At 72.8% G+C, this 15,403-nt stretch carries 9 protein-coding genes; 3 read left to right on the top strand and 6 right to left on the bottom strand.

Features of this window, described 5'->3' with window-relative positions; all coding sequences use genetic code 11:
* Positions 1–33: 33 nt before the first annotated feature.
* Positions 34–1,536, bottom strand: a complete 1,503-nt coding sequence (locus tag AB0E85_RS34940) for an acyl-CoA synthetase (RefSeq protein ID WP_361936039.1) — start codon at positions 1,534–1,536, stop codon at positions 34–36.
* A 184-nt stretch (positions 1,537–1,720) separates the two neighbouring features.
* Between AB0E85_RS34940 and AB0E85_RS34935 the strand changes: the two genes are divergently transcribed.
* A complete protein-coding gene (locus AB0E85_RS34935) occupies positions 1,721–4,147 on the top strand; it encodes a penicillin acylase family protein (protein WP_361936036.1) in 2,427 nt (808 codons plus the stop codon).
* Positions 4,148–4,174: 27 nt separating this feature from the next.
* On the opposite strand, the gene AB0E85_RS34930 is transcribed toward AB0E85_RS34935, so the two are convergent.
* Both AB0E85_RS34930 and AB0E85_RS34925 read right to left on the bottom strand, forming a co-directional pair.
* Positions 4,175–5,728 (bottom strand): acyl-CoA synthetase, encoded by a 1,554-nt coding sequence (locus AB0E85_RS34930; RefSeq protein ID WP_361936033.1) that lies wholly within the window; start codon positions 5,726–5,728, stop codon positions 4,175–4,177.
* The gene (locus AB0E85_RS34925) at positions 5,725–6,834 is read right to left on the bottom strand and encodes a nitronate monooxygenase family protein (RefSeq protein ID WP_361936030.1); all 1,110 of its coding nucleotides are present in this window, start codon (positions 6,832–6,834) and stop codon (positions 5,725–5,727) included. The genes AB0E85_RS34930 and AB0E85_RS34925 overlap by 4 nt, the downstream gene beginning before the upstream one ends.
* Before the next feature lie 218 nt (positions 6,835–7,052).
* On the opposite strand from AB0E85_RS34925, the gene AB0E85_RS34920 reads away from it, so the two are divergent.
* Positions 7,053–8,777 carry a serine hydrolase gene (locus tag AB0E85_RS34920; protein WP_361936084.1) on the top strand — a complete coding sequence of 575 codons (1,725 nt, stop codon included), beginning with the start codon at positions 7,053–7,055 and terminating at the stop codon, positions 8,775–8,777.
* 4 nt (positions 8,778–8,781) lie between these two features.
* Here the strand turns inward: AB0E85_RS34920 and AB0E85_RS34915 are convergent, their stop codons facing one another.
* The 3 genes from AB0E85_RS34915 to AB0E85_RS34905 form a co-directional block, all read right to left on the bottom strand.
* Positions 8,782–10,359, bottom strand: a complete 1,578-nt coding sequence (locus tag AB0E85_RS34915; RefSeq protein ID WP_361936027.1) for an NAD(P)/FAD-dependent oxidoreductase — start codon at positions 10,357–10,359, stop codon at positions 8,782–8,784.
* Between the two features lie 62 nt (positions 10,360–10,421).
* Positions 10,422–12,653, bottom strand: a complete 2,232-nt coding sequence (locus AB0E85_RS34910; protein WP_361936024.1) for a serine/threonine-protein kinase — start codon at positions 12,651–12,653, stop codon at positions 10,422–10,424.
* A 61-nt stretch (positions 12,654–12,714) separates the two neighbouring features.
* Positions 12,715–13,497: an oxygenase MpaB family protein gene (locus AB0E85_RS34905; protein WP_361936082.1), complete on the bottom strand. Its 783-nt coding sequence runs from the start codon at positions 13,495–13,497 to the stop codon at positions 12,715–12,717.
* A 262-nt stretch (positions 13,498–13,759) separates the two neighbouring features.
* On the opposite strand from AB0E85_RS34905, the gene AB0E85_RS34900 reads away from it, so the two are divergent.
* Positions 13,760–15,277 (top strand): ABC transporter substrate-binding protein, encoded by a 1,518-nt coding sequence (locus AB0E85_RS34900; RefSeq protein WP_361936021.1) that lies wholly within the window; start codon positions 13,760–13,762, stop codon positions 15,275–15,277.
* Positions 15,278–15,403: the final 126 nt, after the last annotated feature.

The following is a 15,403-nucleotide window of genomic DNA, read 5'->3' as shown; positions in this document are numbered from 1 at the left end:
CCGGCACAACCGGGTTCTCCTGCCTGCCGCGCGCTACCCGGCTCCGAGTTCGTCCCTCAGCTCCCGTTTGAGGATCTTCCCGCTGGCGTTGCGCGGGAGTTCGTCGACGAACACCACCCGCTTCGGCGCCTTGAAGTGGGCGAGTTTCCCACGGACGTGGTCGATCAGTTCCGCCTCGGAGACGTCGCCACGCGGCACCACGACGGCCGTCACCGCCTCGATCCACCGCTCGTCGGGCAGGCCGACGACCGCGGCCTCGGCGACCGCGGGGTGGGTGTACAGCGCGTCCTCGACCTGGCGTGAGGCGACCACGACGCCACCGGAGTTGATGACGTCCTTCACCCGGTCGACGATCGTGTAGTAGCCGTGCGCGTCGCGTACCGCGAGGTCGCCGGAGCGGAACCAGCCGTCGCGGAAGGCCTCGGCGGTCTCCTCGGCTTTGTCCCAGTAGCCCTCGCACAGTTGCGGGGAGCGGTAGACGATCTCGCCCGGGGTGCCGTCGGGTACGTCCTTGCCGTCCTCGTCGACGACCCGCGCGTCCACGAACAGCACGGGCCGGCCGCAGGAGTCCATACGGCCCTTGTGCTCGTCGGGCGCGAGCACGGTGGCGAGGGGGCCGATCTCGCTCTGGCCGAAGCAGTTGTAGAAGGCCAGGCCCGGCAAGCGCTCCCGGAGCCGTTCGAGTACCGGGACCGGCATGACCGACGCGCCGTAGTAGGCCTTGCGCAGTCCGCTCAGGTCGCGGGTGGCGAAGTCGGGGCGTCCGGCCAGGGCGATCCAGACCGTCGGCGGCGCGAACAGGCTGTCCGCGCGGCCCGATTCGATCAGGTCGAAGAGCCGGTCGCCGTCGGGCGCGTCGAGGATGATGTTCGTCGCGCCGACGGCGAGGTAGGGCAGCAGGAAGACGTGCATCTGCGCCGAGTGGTACAGCGGCAGGGAGTGGGCGGGGCGGTCGCCCGCGCTGAGGTCGAGGGCGGTGATCGCACTCAGGTACTCGTGCACGAGGGCCCGGTGCGTCATCATCGCGCCCTTGGGCAGGGCGGTCGTGCCGGACGTGTACAGCAGTTGCACGAGGTCTTCGGTGCGCGGCTCGGGGCCGTCGTACGCGGGCGCCCCGGGCAGCCGCGCGAGCAGCGAGTCCTCCGCGTCCCGCAGGGGCAACGTCCGCACGCCGTCCGGCAGTTGCGCGGCGAGATCCGGGTCGGCCAGGACCAGGGTGCTGCCGGACTGGCCGACGATGTAGGCGAGGTCCTCGCCGGTCAGGTTCTGGTTGACCGGCACGTGCACCAGCCCGGCGCGGGCGCAGGCCAGGAAGGCGATCAGGTAGGCGTCGGAGTTGTGGCCGTACGCGCCGACCCGGTCCCCGGGGGTCAGCCCCTGGTCGAGGAGGACCCTCGCCGCGCGGGAGACGGCCGTGTCGAGTTCGTCGTACGTCCAGCTCCGCTCGGCGTACTCCACCGCGACCCGCGCCGGTGTGCGCCGGGCGCTGCGCCGCAGGACTGCGTCGACCGTGCTGCCGTGTCCGGGCGTCGTCATGACACATGATCCTCGGTTCACCGCCCGTGGAGGTCAAGGACCCCGGTCGGCACGGGCCGGGACGCGGTTCGGTCAGGAGCAACCCTGCCGGCGCCGACGGCGTCCGGTGTCATGAAGCCGACAGGCGTTCGCATCAGAAGCGTACCGTCGGCACTTCCATCCCTCGACGAAGTTGGAGGGCACGATGCGCAGTCGTCTGAGACGACTCGTTCTCGGGGCCACGGCCCTGTTCACCGCCGCGTCCACGTTACCCGCGGCGGCCGCCACGACCCAGCAGCGAGCAGAGCAGCACCCTTCCCGCGACGGCCGGTCCGCCGTCATCCGCTACACCGAGTACGGCATTCCGCACATTCTCGCGAAGAACTACGCCGACCTGGGCTTCGGTACGGGCTGGGCGCAGGCCGCCGACGAGGTGTGCACGCTCGCCGACGGGTTCGTGACGCTGCGGGGCGAGCGGTCCCGGTACTTCGGAGCCGACGCGTCCGCCGGGGGCGATCTCTCGGCGGCCAGGACGAACCTCGCCAGCGACCTGTACTTCCGCGGGGTCCGCGAGACCCGCACGGTGCAGAAGCACCTCGCCGAGCCCGCTCCCGTGGGGCCGAGCCGTGAGGTCCGGGACATGATGCGGGGCTGGGCCGCCGGTTACAACGCCTGGCTGAAGCAGAAGAAGGTCACGGATCCGGCCTGCGCGGGCGCGTCCTGGGTGCGGCCGGTCACCGAGCTGGACGTGGCGGCCCGTGGTCTGGCCATCGCCTCGATATCCGGCCAGGGACGGTTCGTGGAGACGATCACGGCCGCGCAGCCACCGGCCGGTGGCACCGCGCCCTCCGGTGCTCCGTCCGCCCGCACGCCGGGCGCGAAGGCCGTGGCGAAAGCGGCGGAGGAGCTGTGGGGCGACCCCGGCATGGGCTCCAACGCGGTCGCCTTCCGCGGGGACACGACGGCGAACGGCCGTGGTCTGCTGCTGGGCAACCCGCACTACCCGTGGGACGGCGGGCGCCGGTTCTGGCAGTCGCAGCAGACGATCCCGGGCGAGCTGAACGTGTCCGGCGGGTCCCTGCTCGGCACCCCCGCGATCTCCATCGGGTTCAACGCACATGTGGCGTGGAGCCACACGGTCTCCACCGGCATCCCGGCCAACTTCCACCAGCTGACGCTCGATCCGGCCGACCCCACCACGTACCTTGTGGACGGCAGGCCGGAGCGCATGACGAAGCGGACCGTGACGGTCGCGGTGAAGGACGGCGCGCCGGTCACCCGCACCCAGTGGTGGACCCGCTACGGCCCGGTCGTCACCTCCCTCAGCCCCCAGGTCCCGCTGCCGTGGACCGGGAAGACGGCGTACGTCCTCAACGACCCCAACGCCGCGAACCTCCGCTTCGCCGACACCTCGCTCGGCTTCAGCAAGGCGCGGAGCACGGCCGACGTCCTGGCCTCCCTCGACCGGCACCAGGGCCTTCCCTGGGTGAACACGCTCGCCGCCGACCGCGCGGGGCACTCGCTCTTCACCCAGTCGCAGGTACTCCCCCGCATCACCGACGACTTGGCCCGGCGCTGCTCAACGGAGCTCGGCAGGGCCACGTACCCGGCGTCCGGGATCGCGATCCTCGACGGCTCGCGCGGCGACTGCGCTCTCGGCCGTGACTCCGACGCCGTCGTGCCGAGGATCTTCGGCCCGGCGAGGATGCCGACGCTGAAGGACGCCCCGTACGCGGAGAACTCCAACGGCACCGCGTGGATGACGCATGCCGACCGGCCTCTCACCGGCTACGAGCGGGTCTTCGGCACGGTGGGCACACCGCTCGGTCTGCGCACCCGTGGCGCGCTCGAGGACGTGGCGGCGATGGCGGACCGCGGCGGCCTGACCGTACGCGACCTGCAACGCCAGCAGTTCGCCAACCGGGTGCCGGCAGGTGATCTCGCCGCCGGTGACGTGGCGCGGGCGTGCGCCGCGCTGCCCGGGGGTGCGGCGACGGGCAGCGACGGCAAGGCCGTCGACGTGTCGGAGGCCTGCGGGGTGCTGAAGGCGTGGGACCGCACCATGGACACCGGGAGCCGGGGAGCGCTGCTCTTCGACCGGTTCTGGCGCAGGCTCGAACAGGTCGTGCCGACCGAGCAGTTGTGGAAGGTGCCGTTCTCGGCGGCGGATCCGGTCCGCACCCCGAACACGCTGAACACGGGCGCGCCCGGCTTCGCCACCGCCCTGGCCGACGCGGTGGGCGAACTGCGGGCCGCGGGCTTCGCACTCGACGCGCCGCTCGGCGCACACCAGTTCGTCGTCCGCGACGGCGAGCGTCTGCCCGTACCGGGCGGCGGGGGGCGGCTCGGTGTGTGGAACGTGATCGAGCCGACGTGGGACGCGGCCGCCGGCGGTTACACCGAGGTGCCGTTCGGCTCCAGCCACCTCCAGGCGGTCGGCTGGGACGGCAGTCGCTGCCCGGTGGCGCGCACGCTGTTGACGTACTCCCAGTCGTCGAACCCGAAGTCGCCGCACCATGCCGATCAGACCCGGCTGTTCTCCGGTGAGCGGTGGGTGACATCGCGCTTCTGCGAGAAGGACATCGCGTCCTCGCCGAAGCTGAAGGTGGTGCGGGTGCACGAGCGCCGCTGACCGTGGGCGGGGAGGAGCCGGGCGGGCTCACACCGGGCGCGTCCGGCCCTCCCAGTACGGTTCCCGCAGCCGTCGCTTGTACAGCTTGCCGTTGGGGTCGCGGGGCATCTCGGTGATGAAGTCGACGCTCCGGGGCCGCTTGTAGCCGGCGAGCCGGTGGGCGCAGTGGTCGAGGAGGTCGGCGGCCAGGGCGGGTCCGGGACGGTGTCCGGGGGCCGGTTCCACGACCGCCTTGACCTCCTCGCCCCAGTCGTCGTGCGGAATTCCGAAGACGGCGGCGTCCGCGACGGCCGGGTGGGCGAGCAGGGCCGACTCGATCTCGGCCGGGTAGATGTTGACGCCCCCGGAGATGATCAGGTCGATCTTGCGGTCGCGCAGGAAGAGGTACCCGTCCTCGTCGAGGTGGCCGAGGTCGCCGACGGTGAAGAAGTCGCCGATGCGGTTCTTGCGGGTCTTGGCCTCGTCCTTGTGGTACGAGAAGCCGCCGGTGTTCATCTTCATGTAGACGGTGCCGAGTTCACCGGGCGGCAGCCGGTTGCCGTCGTCGTCGAAGACCGCGAGTTCGCTGATGGGCCAGGCCTTGCCGACGGTGCCGGGCTTCTTCAGCCAGTCCTCGGCGGTGGCGAAGGCCCCGCCGCCCTCGCTGGCCGCGTAGTACTCCTCCACGCAGGGGCCCCACCAGTCGAGCATGGCCCGTTTCACATGGTCGGGGCAGGGCGCGGCGCCGTGGATGGCGTGCCGCATCGAGGAGACGTCGTAGCGGTCCTTCACCTCGCCGGGCAGCGCCAGCAGCCGGTGGAACTGGGTGGGGACCATATGGGTGTGGGTGCAGCGGTGGGCGTCGATGAGGCGGAGCATGTCCTTCGGTGTCCACTTGTCCATGAGGACCAGCCGGTGGCCGATGTGCAGGGACGCGCCGGCGAACTGGAGCACGGCCGTGTGGTAGAGCGGCGAGCAGACCAGGTGCACGTTGTCGTCGAACGGGCGGATGCCGAAGATGCCGAGGAACCCGCCGAGGTAGGCCTCCTCCGGCGGCTTGCCGGGCAGCGGGCGGCGGATGCCGCGGGGGCGTCCGGTGGTGCCCGAGGTGTAGTTCATGACCCAGCCGAGGGTGCGGTCGGCGGGTGGCGACTCGGGCTGTCCGGTGAGGAGTTCGGCGTACGGGCGGAAGCCCCCGGCCGTGCCGACGGCGTATCGGTGAGTGTGCGGCAGACCGGCCTCGTCGGCGGCGTCGCGGGCCGCGTCGGCGAAACGCTCGTGGGCGAGGAGGACTTTGGCGCCGGAGTCGGAGACGATCCAGGCGATCTCCGGTCCGACGAGGTGGTGGTTGACGGGCACGAGGTAGAACCCGGCCTGGCTGGCGGCGAGGTACGCGGTGAGGAACTCGACGCCGTTGGGCAGGACCACCGCGAAGGTGTCGCCGCGGCGCAGCCCGGCCGCGCGCAGGCCGTGCACGAGCCGGTTGGCGGCGGAGTGCAGGCGTCCGGCGGTCCACTCCTCGCCGTCGGGGGCGACCATGACCGAGCGGTCAGGGTCGGCGGTGGCCTGGGCCCAGAAGCCCGCGGGAGCTCGGGTGTTCACTGTCCGCTCCTTCCGGCGATGCGGTTGACGCGGTCCACGGCCCGCTCGAAGCCGCGGGTGAGGTCGTCGAAGACCTCCTGGACGCTGCGTTCGCTGGTCATCCGGCCGACGATCTGGCCGACCGGAGTCCCGAGCAGCGGGTCGACCTCGTACTTCTGGATGCGCGAGACGGCCTCGGCGACCAGCAGCCCTTGCAGGGGCATGGGCAGGGTGCCGGGCCCGTCCGGGTCGTCCCAGGCGTCGGTCCACTCGGTGCGCAACTGACGTGCGGGCTTACCGGTCAGCGCCCGGGAGCGGACGGTGTCACCGGAGCCGGCCGCGAGCAGCTTGCGGGTCAGGGCGGGTGAGTGGAGGTCCGCTTCCGTGGTGGTCAGCCACAGGGAGCCCAACCACACCCCCTGGGCGCCGAGGGCGAGCGCGGCGGCGACCTGCCGCCCGCTGCCGATGCCGCCGGCGGCCAGCACGGGCAGCGGCGCGACGGCGTCGACGACCTCGGGGGTGAGCACCATGGAGGCGATCTCGCCGGTATGCCCGCCCGCCTCGTAGCCCTGCGCCACGACGATGTCGATCCCGGCGTCCCGGTGCTTGCGGGCGTGCCGGGCACTGCCCGCGAGTGCGGCGACCAGGACGTCCTGGTCGTGGGCGCGGGCGATGACGTCGGCGGGCGGTGAGCCGAGGGCGTTGGCGAGGAGCCGGATCGGGTAGTCGAAGGCGACGTCGAGCTGGCTGCGGGCGACCTGCTCCATCCAGCCCGTGATGCGCCAGCCGGACGCCTCGCCCTCGGCGAGCTCGGGCACGCCGTGTTTGGCGAGGGTGTCCCGGACGAACTGCCGGTGGCCCTCGGGGATCATCGCCTCGACGTCGGCCTCCGTGACGCCCTCGACCTTCTTCGCCGGCATGACGACGTCCAGACCGTACGGCCTGCCGCCGACGTGTGCCTCGATCCAGTCCAGGTCGCGTTTCAGCTCGTCGGGGGCGGTGTAGCGGACCGCGCCGAGCACGCCGAAGCCGCCGGCCCGGCTGATGGCCGCGGCGACGGCGGGGAACGGCGTGAAGCCGAAGACGGCGTGCTCGATTCCCAGTGTCTGGCTCAGCTCCGTCTGCATGGGCGCAGGATGCCGGAGTCCTCCGGAGGACGGAAGAGGTTTTCTGATGCTCCGTCAGATTCATGCCGCGGTGGGTTCGTGCGCGCGGTCTATGTGCGCCGCCGCGGGACGGACATACTTCACGGGACAGGCGAGACGGTGGAGACGAAGGGACGTGTGCGGTGACCGACGGCCCGGCGAGCGGTGAACTGACCCGGCGTCAATTGACCGCAGTGGGAATGGCCCTGGGCGGCGCGCTCGCCCTCGCCCCGTTCCCCGCCGGGCCCGCCTCGGCCGCGCCGGCGGGGACCGGCCCCCGCCCCACCCTGCGGCACGGCTCCGCCGCCCGCGCCGGGCTGCTCTCCTCCCACCTGCGCCGGCTCGTCACCGACGCGGAGGCGTACCTCGGCCCCTCCCCCGTACACCCCTGGTACGCGGGCGCCGTCCTGCTCGCGGGACGCGGTGGCACGGTCGCCCTGCACCGGCCCATCGGCATGGCGGTGCGCTACCGGGCCTACGACGAGAAGACCGACACCGGCATCGAGTTCCCGCCCGGCGAGCAGATCCCGATGGCCGCGGACACCGTCTTCGACCTGGCGTCGGTGTCGAAGCTGTTCACCTCGATCCTCGCCGTGCAGCAGATGGAGCGGGGCGCACTGGAGCTGGAGGCGAAGGTCGCCTCGTACCTGCCGGACTTCGCACGTGCCGGCAAGCAGGACATCACGATCCGTCAACTCCTGACCCACACGTCCGGATTCCGCGCCTGGATCCCGCTGTACAGCGCTCCGACGTACGAGGAGAAGCTCCAGCGCATCTGGAACGAGGCACCGGTCAGCGCGCCGGGCACGGCGTACCTGTACTCGGACCTGAACCTCATCTCGCTCCAGCTCGTGCTGGAACGGGTCACGGGCCGCACCCTGGACGTCCTGCTCCGTGACGAGATCACCGGGCCGCTCGGCCTGCGCCGCACCCGCTACAACCCGCCCGCGTCCTGGCGGCCGAAGATCGCGGCCACGGAGGACGCGCGGGCACCGTGGTCCGGCCTGGACCGGGGCCTGGTGTGGGGCGAGGTGCACGACGAGAACGCCTTCGGCCTGGGCGGGGTCGCGGGCCACGCGGGCGTGTTCTCCGACGCGTGGGACCTCGCGGTGCTCGGCCGTACGCTGCTCAACGGCGGTGTCTACGGGCGGTCCAGGATCCTGACGCCGGAGTCGGTGGAGCTGATGTTCACCGACTTCAACACGGCCTTCCCCGGGGACGAGCACGGCCTCGGCTTCGAGCTCTACCAGCACTGGTACATGGGCGCGATGGCCACGCCGCGCAGTGCGGGGCACACCGGTTTCACGGGCACCTCGCTGGTGCTCGACCCGACGACCGACTCGTTCCTCGTCGTCCTCGGCAACTCGGTCCATCCGGTGCGGAGCTGGCGTTCCGGCTCGGCACCCAGGGTCGCCGCGGCGAACAACATGGCGCGAGCCGTGCCGGTCCGGCCGGCGCGGGGACGCACGGCCTGGTTCGCCGGGACGGCGCTCTCCACCACGGCGACCCTCACGCTTCCGGTGCTCGACACCTCCGCCGGGCGGGCGCGGCTGCGCTGCGCGCTGTGGTGGGACACCGAGCCCAAGGCCGACGTCCTGGCCCTGGAGGCCACGACGGACGGCGGCACGACCTGGCGGCCGGTGCCCTTCACCACGTCCCGCCGCGGCCGGGACCCCGTGCCGCACCCCTCGGGCTCGGTCACCGGCTGGTCCGGCCGCGTCTGGCACCAGCTCATCGCCGGCCTCCCCGCCGCGCGGGAACTCGCCCTGCGCTGGCGGTACGCGACGGACCGGCTGTACGTCGGGCGCGGCTGTTACGTGGACGGACTGCGGGTGGAGGCGCCCGGGGACGTCCTGTTCGACGAGACGCGTCCGGCGGACGGAGCGCGCCTCGGGGCCGTGGGGTGGACGCGGGAGGCCGACTGAGCGGTCACCCTCCGGTGTTCTCCAGCACGGCCATGGCGGCGTTGTGCCCCGGCACCCCGCTGACCCCGCCCCCGCGCACCGCCCCGGCCCCGCACAGCAGCACGTTGGCGTGCCCGGTCTCCACGCCCCAGCGGCCGGTGCCGTCCTGGGCGTAGGGCCAGCTGAGTTCGCGGTGGAAGATGTTGCCGCCGGGCAGGCCGAGGTCCCGCTCCAGGTCGAGGGGGGTCCGGGCCTCGATGCAGGGCCGTCCGTCGGCGTCGGTGGCCAGGCAGTCGGCGAGGGGTTCGGCCAGGTGGGCGTCGAGCTGGGCGAGGGTGGACTTCAGCAGGTCCTCGCGTACGGCGTCGTTGTCCCGCTCGAACAGACGGGCCGGGGTGTGCAGGCCGAAGAGGGTGAGCGTCTGGTAGCCCTGCTCGGCCAGGCCGGACCCGAGGATGCTCGGGTCGGTGAGCGAGTGGCAGTAGATCTCCGAGGGCGGCGCGGCGGGCAGCTCGCCGGCGGCGGCCTGGGCGTGGGCGGTGGCCAGTTGCTCGTAGCCCTCTGCGATGTGGAAGGTGCCGGCGAAGGCCTCCCGCGGGTCGACGGAGCTGTCGCGCAGCCGCGGCAGCCGCTTGAGCAGCATGTTGACCTTGAGCTGAGCGCCCTCGGCGGGCGCCGGAGCCGTGTCGCCCGTCAGGTCGGCCAGGGCCTGCGGTGAGGCGTTCACCAGGACGTGGCGGGCGGTGACGGTGCCTTCGCCGCCGTCCGTGCGGTACGTGACCTCGGCGGTTCGGCCGTCCGTGGCGACGCGCAGCACCTCGTGGCCGGTGGCGAGGACCGCGCCGGCCGCGCGCGCCGAGTCGGCGAGGGCGTCCGTGAGCGCGCCCATGCCGCCGACCGGCACGTCCCAGTCGCCGGTGCCGCCGCCGATCACGTGGTAGAGGAAGCAGCGGTTCTGCTTCAGGGACGGGTCGTGGGCGTCGGCGAAGGTGCCGATGAGGGCGTCGGTGAGGACCACTCCGCGCACCAGGTCGTCCTGGAAGTGCTCCTCCACGGCGGCACCGATCGGCTCCTCGAACAACATCCGCCAGGTCTCCTCGTCATCGAGGCGGCGGCGCAGCTCGTCGCGTGCGGGCAGCGGCTCGGTGAGGGTCGGGAAGATCCGCCGGGCGGCGCGGCCGGTCCTGCCGTAGAACTCCTGCCAGGACCGGTACTCGCGGTCGGATCCGGTGAGCCGGGTGAACGCCTCCCGGGTGCGCCGTTCACCGCCGCCGACGAGGAGACCGGTGGGCCGCCCGTCGCGTTCGGCCGGTGTGTAGGAGGAGACGGTGCGGGTGCGGACCCGGAAGTCCAGGCCGAGATCCCGGACGATCTTCTTCGGCAGCAGGCTGACCAGGTACGAGTAGCGGGACAGCCGGGCGTCGACGCCGGAGAAGGGCCGGGTGGAGACCGCCGCGCCGCCCGTGTGGTCCAGCCGCTCCAGCACGAGCACGGAACGGCCGGCCCGGGCCAGATAGGCGGCGGCCACCAGGCCGTTGTGGCCACCGCCGACGATGACGGCGTCGTACGTCCGGTGTGCGCGGGGTCCCTCGGGTGCGGTCATGGTTCTTGGTAACACGGGGTGATCCGGGTCGGCCAGACGGCGCCTGCCGGCCCGCTCGGGGGTCAGCGCGCCGCCGCGGCCCGCTGCTCCCGCAGGGCCGCCACTCTTCGGTACAGGGCCACGGCCTCGGCGCCGCGGCCGAGCTGTTCCAGGCAGTGGGCCTCGTCGTTGCGGCTGGCGAGGGTGTCGGGGTGGTCGGTGCCGAGGACGCGCTCGCGTGCGGTGGCCACGCGCCGGTACTCGGTGAGCGCGTCGGCCCAGCGGCCCAGCCAGCCGAGGCCGACGGCGACCTCGCGCAGGCTGACCAGGGTGTCCGGGTGGTCGGGGCCGAGGACCTGCTCGCGGAGGGCTGCGACCTCCCGGGATTCGGTGAGGGCCTCCTCCCAGTGGCCGAGCCGTCCGAGGTTGACGCAGCGGCCGTGGCGGGCGCGCAGCGTTTCGGGGTGGGTGGGGCCCTGGCTGCGGGCGCGGTCCTCGGCCAGGCCGCGGTAGAGGTCCAGGGCCTCCGCGCTGCGGCCGAGGCGGCCCAGGCTGATGCCGATCTCGTGCCGGGCGGCGAGGGTGTCGGGGTGGTCGGGGCCGAGGGCGCGGCCGCGGGCCTCGGCGACCTCACGGTAGGTCTCCAGGGCCTCGGGCCAGCGGCCCAACTGGCCCAGGGCGTAGGCGACTTCGTAGCGCGTGACGAGCGTGTCGGGGTGGTCCGGGCCGAGGACCCGGGCGCGGGCGGTGGCCACCTCGCGGGCCATGCGGTAGGAGTCCTCCAGGCGGCCGAGGCGGCTGAGGTTGAAGGCGAGGTTGTGGCGGCAGCGCAGGGTGTCGGGGTGGTCGGGGCCCATGGTGTGCTCGCGGGCGGTGAGCACCGAGGTGTAGACGCGGTGGGCGTCGAAGGGACGGCCCAGCTGGCCGAGCACGTAGGCCATCTCCTGGCGGGCGGCCAGGGTGTCGGGGTGGTCGGCGCCGAGGGTGCGGATCCTGGCCTCGGTGACGTGCTTGTACTCGCGCAGGGCGTCCGCGGCGCGGCCGGTGCGGCTGAGGGTGAAGGCGACCTCGTAGCGGCTGGAGAGGGTGTCGGGGTGGTCGGGCCCGAGGAGGTGTTCACGTTCGGCGGCGACCGCCCGGTGCACCTCGCCCGCCTCCGCCCAGCGGCCGAGCCTGCCGAGGCTCAGGCCCGCGTTGTGCCGGCCGGCCAGGGCGGTCAGGACCTCCGTGGGCGGCGCGGGCCGCCGCGCGGGGGCGGGTTCCTCGATGACGGGGCCGGTGGCGGGCCGCGCGATCCACTCGCCGGACAGTCCCGCCGACGGGTCCGCCGGCGTGGTGCGCAGCCCGGTGCCGGTGGCCCTGTGACCGGTGGTCATGCCGCGGGTCCAGGACGGCAGCCGGCCCGCGCCGGCCGGCCCGCCGGGGGCCGGGCGGGCCGCCGCGACCGCCGGCACGTACGCCGGAGCGGCCCGGTGGGCGCTGATCCGGCGGGCCAGCTCGCGGGCGTCGTCGGGCCGTTGCCCGGGTTCCTTGGCGAGCAGGTCGAGCACGACCCGCTCCAGGTACTCGGGCAGTTCGGCGCGGTGCTCGCGCGGCGGGCGGGGCGGGGTGTCGCGGTGGCCGACGAGGACCGCCCAGGCGTCGTCGAGGTCGAACGGCGGTACGCCGGTGGCGATCTCGTACAGGACGCACCCGAAGGAGTAGAGGTCGCTGCGGTGGTCGACGCCGTCGCCGCCGATCTGCTCCGGGGACATGTAGTGCGGGGTGCCCATGGCGATACCGGTGCCGGTCAGCCGGGAGGTGAAGCCGATGTCGTGGCCGAGGCGGGCGATGCCGAAGTCACAGATCTTCACCGTGCCGTCGCCGAGCCGCACGATGTTGGCGGGCTTCAGATCCCGGTGCACGATGCCCTGTTCGTGGCAGTAGGCGAGGGCGGCGGCGACCTGCTCGGCGATCTCCATGACGTCCGCGACGGGCAGCGGGTGCTGCTTGTTGTCCTCCAGGAGCTGGCTGAGGTTGCGGCCGTCGAGCAGTTCCATGACGAGGTAGAGGACGCCGTCGGCTTCGCCGAAGTCGTGCACGACGGTGATGCCGCGGTGCTGGAGCGCGGCGGCCACCCGGGCCTCGCGGCGGAACCGCTCCCGCAGCACGCGGGTGAAGGCGTGGTCGTGGTTCGGGCCCAGCGGTTTGAGGCACTTGACGGCGACGTGCCGGCCCAGGGACTCGTCCCGGGCCCGCCACACCTCGCCCATGCCGCCGCGCCCGATCAGATCGAGCAGCCGGTACCGGCCCTGGATGAGCCTGCTGTCCCCCATGTCGCGCGACGCTCCCCCCGGTAGCTGTTCGCCCGCCCCCTGGCCCACCCAGTATGGCGGGCTATCGTCCGAGTTTGTACGGTGCCGGGCGTGCGTCGGGGCCGAGCCTCGCCATGGCCCGCAGGATGTGTTTGGGCGGGAGTTGCCACCGCACACGTGCGGGAACGCGGCGCAGCAGGAGGCCTGCGAGACGCAGTTGGCGGGTGACGGTGGCGGGTGCGGGGGCCGGTCTGCCGTACAACTCGTGGGCGTACGGCGGCAGAGAGGCGTACGCCAGATGTGCGACGCGCCGCCACAGCACCTCGCGCGCCGGTACGAGGAGGGGGTGCGCGGGCGGGCGGAGCAGGAAGTCGTCCACCTCGCGTGCCTCGGGTCCGGCGGCGAGGTCCGGGCGGACCTTGTCGAAGTACGCGGCCAACTCGGCCCGGTTGCCCGGTACGGCGCCGGGGTCCAGGCCCACGAGGCGTGCGCTTTCGCGGTGTTCGGCGACATAGCGGTCGGCCTCGGCGTCGGTGAGCCGGAGGCCGGACCTGCGCAGCACGTGCAGATAGGAGTCGATCTCGGCGCAGTGCACCCACAGGAGCAGCCCGGGCTCGTCGACGCCGTAGCGCTCCCCTGTGGCCGGGTCGGTCACCGTCAGTCTGCGGTGGATCTTCCGGACCCTGGCGCCCGCCCGTTCGGCCGCCTCGGTGGTGCCGTACGTCGTCGTGCCGACGAAGTGCGCGGTGCGCATCAGCCGGCCCCAGGCGTCGTGGCGGAAGTCGGAGTTCTGTGTGACGCCGCGTACCGCGCGCGGGTGCAGGGCCTGCAAGTAGAGCGCCCGGATGCCGGCGATCCACATCATGGGGTCGCCGTGCAGCTGCCAGGTCACCGATCGCGGACCGAACAGTCCGGGGTCCCCTTCGGTCGTGCGCCTCGTCTCCGCCACGGCGCTCACCCTGACACAAACCGAACGGGTGGTCGATACCCACAAACCGTCCGGTTGTTGAGATTTCACCTTCCTCGTGACAGGTTTGGTAAGCCTCCCCTTATATGGTGTGTCCTGTCGATCAAGGCCCGGACCGGGCCCCATCGGCATGCCCGCCTCGCACACGACAGGACCCCCCATGCGCACCACCTCCCGCGGCCTCATAGCGGCGCTCGCCCTCACTCCCCTGCTGGCCGGCTGCTTCGCGCCGGGCGACGACGGCGCGAGCGGTGGAAACGGATCGCAGGGACGGCTGCGGATCGCCCTGGCCATCCCTCCCATACAGGCGCTCTCCCCCTACAGCAACGACGCGACGTTGCTCAGCAAGCTGTCCGTCGCCGAAGGACTCACCGTCCTCGGCAAGAACGGTGCCGCCGCGCCCGCGCTCGCGAAGTCCTGGAAGCAGGACAACGCGACCACCTGGACCTTCGAGCTGCGCAAGGCCGAGTTCCAGGACGGCACCCCGCTCACCGCGAAGTCCGTCGTCGAGGCGCTCGGGCACGCGAGCGCCGCCGTACCCAAGCCGCGCGTGCTGAGCGACGTGACGCTCACCGCCAAGGCCGACGACGCCGACACCGTCACCCTCACCACCAAGTCGCCCGACCCGGTGCTGCCGCTGCGACTGGCCAGCCCCGCACTGGCGATCCTGTCGGCGAAGGCGTACGCGAAGGACGGCACCGCCAGCCCGGTCGGCACCGGGACCGGCCCCTTCGTGATCAGGAAGCTGAGCGGCAAGACCAGCGCCACGCTCGACCGGTTCGACGGCTACTGGGGCGGCAAGGCGAAGGCGCCGGGCCTCGACGTGACGTGGATCCCGGACGGCACCGCGCGCGCCAACGCGCTGCGCGGCGGCGAGGCCGACATCGCCGAGTGGATCCCGACCTCCCAGGCGAAGCTCCTCAAGCCCGACACGCGGCACGTGGTCTCCTCGGTCCGCACCGACAGCCTGATCCTCAACACCGGCAAGGGCATGTTCACCGACCCCGGCCTTCGGGCCGCCGCCCGTGAGGCCGTCGACGGAACCGACCTCGTCGACTCCGTGTTCGGCGGCTACGCCGACCCCGCCCAGGGTCTTTTCGGGCCCGCCGTCCCCTGGGCCGCCGACCGGCGCGTCGCTGTGACCGGACGGGCCGAGGCCGCGGCCCCCGCCCGGGTCAAGGCCGAGACCAAGGGCAAGACGCTGCGCCTGGCCGCCATCACGAACCGCGCGGAGCTGCCCGAAGCGGCGACCGTCCTCCAGCAGCGGCTGGAGAAGGCCGGGTTCACCGTGAAGCTGGACGTCCGCGAGTACACGCAGATGGAGGCCGGCCTCCTCGCGGGCCGTTACGACGCCCTGGTCTTCTCCCGCGTGACCCTCCTCGACACCGGGGACGCGGTCGCCTACCTGGCCAGCGACTTCACGAGTGACGGCGTCTACAACATCGCCCGGCTGAAGGACGCCGGCGTGGACAAGGCGATCCGGGCGGCCGCGGCGGAGGGCGACACGGAACGGCGCCACCAGAAGATCATGAAGGCGGAGGCGGAGGTCCTCCGCACGGACGCCGTCGTGCCGCTGGTCCACGAGAGGGTCGTCCAGGGCGTCGCCACCGATGTCGAGGGCGTGGTCCTCGACCCGCGCGAGCGGTCCCTGATCGACCTCGACACGCACCTGAAGTAGCGGTATGGCCGTCGCTCACCTCCCGGCCGCCCCAGGCCTTCGACGCGCATCCGGACGCCCGCGGCGCCCTGGTCACGAGTCCCACGCCGTACGGCGGCTGCGCGGACCTGCGGGCGATCGCCGATG

The organism is Streptomyces sp. NPDC029044, from assembly GCF_040637495.1.
In the GTDB taxonomy this organism is placed as follows: Bacteria; Actinomycetota; Actinomycetes; order Streptomycetales; family Streptomycetaceae; genus Streptomyces.
The sequence above is the reverse complement of the archived record's forward strand: the minus strand, read 5'-3'. Positions and strand labels throughout refer to the sequence as shown.